Here is a 2,537-nt window from a genome sequence, read left to right on the forward strand (position 1 = left end):
GAAACATTCAGGCCGCTGAAGGCATCGTCGATCAGGCGTACCAGGGAGCCGCAATTCAAGTCGACGGCCGAGAAGAAGGTGTACTGGCTGCCAGCATGGCGGTGGAACTGGCCCAGGAGGTTTGCATGCTCTTGGGCCAGGGTGCGCTCGTGTACGAACAGCAGCTCCTCGGAAAGCAGGTTGTCCGAGTTTTCTCCCTCGTAGATACTGTCGGCAGTCCTGACGATGTTCGTGTCACGCACATAGATGATGTCGGCATACGCATCGAATCTGGTGATGTGGTAGGCCAGCGTCCCGTTGTTGTGCGCCGCCACCTGCAGGTACGGACCGCCTGCTTCGGCGATACTCGCGGTGATGTAGCCGCTTTCGGCGGTGAACTCGGTGCGCACGTTCGAGACGGCGATGATGTCGCTCGATCCCACGATATCGATCTCACTAGCGGCGTTGCAGGCTTCGATGAGGGCGGGAGTGCGAAAGCTGTCCGTCTGGGCTTCGGTCCACTCTCCTTGGGTATAGATTTCACTGCCGTCGAAGTGCGCACCACCTTCCAGCTTGAGGAAACAATACGGGTGCCCATCCCCTCGTCCTGTGGTGTTGCGGTACACCAGATAGTCGCCTGCCGTCCCTAAACGGGTAAAGGATACACGTGCACTCTTGTACTGGCGGATCTTCTTGGAAAGCGTGATCGCCTTACCTCCCACCACCACCAGGTCGTCCTTGTCGAGGGTGGGGAGGTTCTCAGTGGAGGTACAGTCCACCTTGAACAGCCTGAGGTGCCCCAGTGCATCAAAGAAATACACATGACCCAGTTCATACACCAATTGGTCCAACAGCTCACCGCAGGTTGCAGATCCATCCACGCTTCGGGTGACCGGAGAAGTGAGGGAAATGCAATCCGGTGATACGGTGATACCCGCTCTTGTGCAGATTGCCTCGATCGCCTCGCTGGCAGTACAGTAGAATAGGTGCCGTCCACTTTCGATGAAGGCTTTTCCCAACAACCGGGTGCCGGTGTCCTCGATGGTGATCGCCAGCGCTTGCTTTCCGCTGTCGGTGAGCATCCAGTTGTAGCTGGTCGAGAGATATCCGGTGAACAATGTCTCTGTCCCATCGGCGAGGACGGCCTTCACATCGCCTTCGGTGGCAATGATGTCCTCGATTGCAAGGCAAGCCTTATCCAAGAGCAGATCAACCTGATTCGAGGCGCTTTTCAGTCCGCTGAGCAACTGCTGGTGGAAGGTGATCGACCTGCGTGCGATATGCTGTTCGCCGATCGTCTGTACCAAGGAGTGTCCCGCCTCGAGGTCGCCTCCCAGGAAGGTGAGGGTGAGAGAGGGGCTGTGTATGATGCTCATCTAGGTTGTCACTCCGTAGTAATCCAGCCGCTCGAACTCGCCTCGGATCATCCGGGCGAAGGCGCGCATCCCGTCGCTGCCTACAACCGGTGCCTGCTGGTAGATGTTGATGGTCACTTGCGTCGCTCCCTGATACCCTGCGTTTCCCACTGCCGTGGTGGTGGAGACCGCGTCGGTTGCCACGCTCCCCTGGTCTGCGATCGCATCGATGTTTGCCAGGCGATCACCAAGGCCGCTGAAGGCGTCGCTGGAAAAGGATCCGGGACTGGATGCATAGCTTTTTTTTCTGAACGGGTGCACCAGGTTGTAGGCCGCGGTGGCAATCACGGACCCGAGGTACTGCACCCAGCTTCCGAGCCAGGAGAGCAGGTCGGCAACGTACTGCAGTGGGCTCATGAGGATCGTGAACGCCTTGGCCACCAACAGCAGGATGGGTGAGAATGCCATCATGATGCCGCTGATGACCTGGAAGACCGGCTCAAGGCTTTGCAATACAGGGGTAAGGACCGCCATAAGGATGTTTCCCACCAAGGCGAAGGCTGTGTGCAGTACATCCAAGACCGGCAGGAACAGACTTGCCAAGGTGGTCCCGATCCAGGTGAACACGTCCACCAGCGGTTGGAATACCGCGGTGAGCGCCGGCTCCATCACCGAGACGAACCCTTGGAGGATGGTGAGCAGGATGCCCAAGGGAGAGAGGGTGTTGAAGATGATGTCGATGATCGGCTGCAATGTTGAGATGATTGCGGTTACCCCTCCCAGCATCTCGGTGGCCACCATGCCCATAAGGCCTCCGGTGACGTCCCCGAACAGGCCGGTGAACACACTGGTCAATCCTTCACTGAGCATCGAGGCGATCTGAGAGCCCATGCGTGTGTCGGTCTGCTTCGTGTTATCGGCTGTCTCAGCTGTAGAGGCTGCCGTGCCCTCACCACTGGAGGCGATCTGGGAAAGCAGCTTGGTCTGATTCGCCGCATCAGCCTTCTGGGCGATCGAGGCAAGATCAGGTGCGACAATCTCATCGAGTGCAGTCTTGAAATCAAGACCGATATCGCCGTACAGGGACGAGACCATGTCGGCACTATTGAGAGCGACCGTCTGGGCTGTATCGATTGCATCGGTGAGCGCATCACGCAACAGCGGTCCCAGATTCTCGAAGCTCTGGTCGGCTTGCTGCTTGTA

General features: G+C 58.0%; 2 protein-coding genes. Both read right to left on the minus strand.

The features are described 5' to 3' along the window. On the minus strand, positions 1-1,355 hold a 1,355-nt coding region (locus ACODJP_RS13685; RefSeq protein WP_422482444.1), incomplete at its 3' end, for a hypothetical protein. Continuing rightward, on the minus strand, positions 1,356-2,537 hold a 1,182-nt coding region (locus ACODJP_RS13690; protein ID WP_422482446.1), incomplete at its 5' end, for a hypothetical protein. It abuts the gene before it with no gap.

The organism is Pleomorphochaeta sp. DL1XJH-081 (assembly GCF_049310885.1).
GTDB lineage: Bacteria > Spirochaetota > Spirochaetia > Sphaerochaetales > Sphaerochaetaceae > CAYZJV01.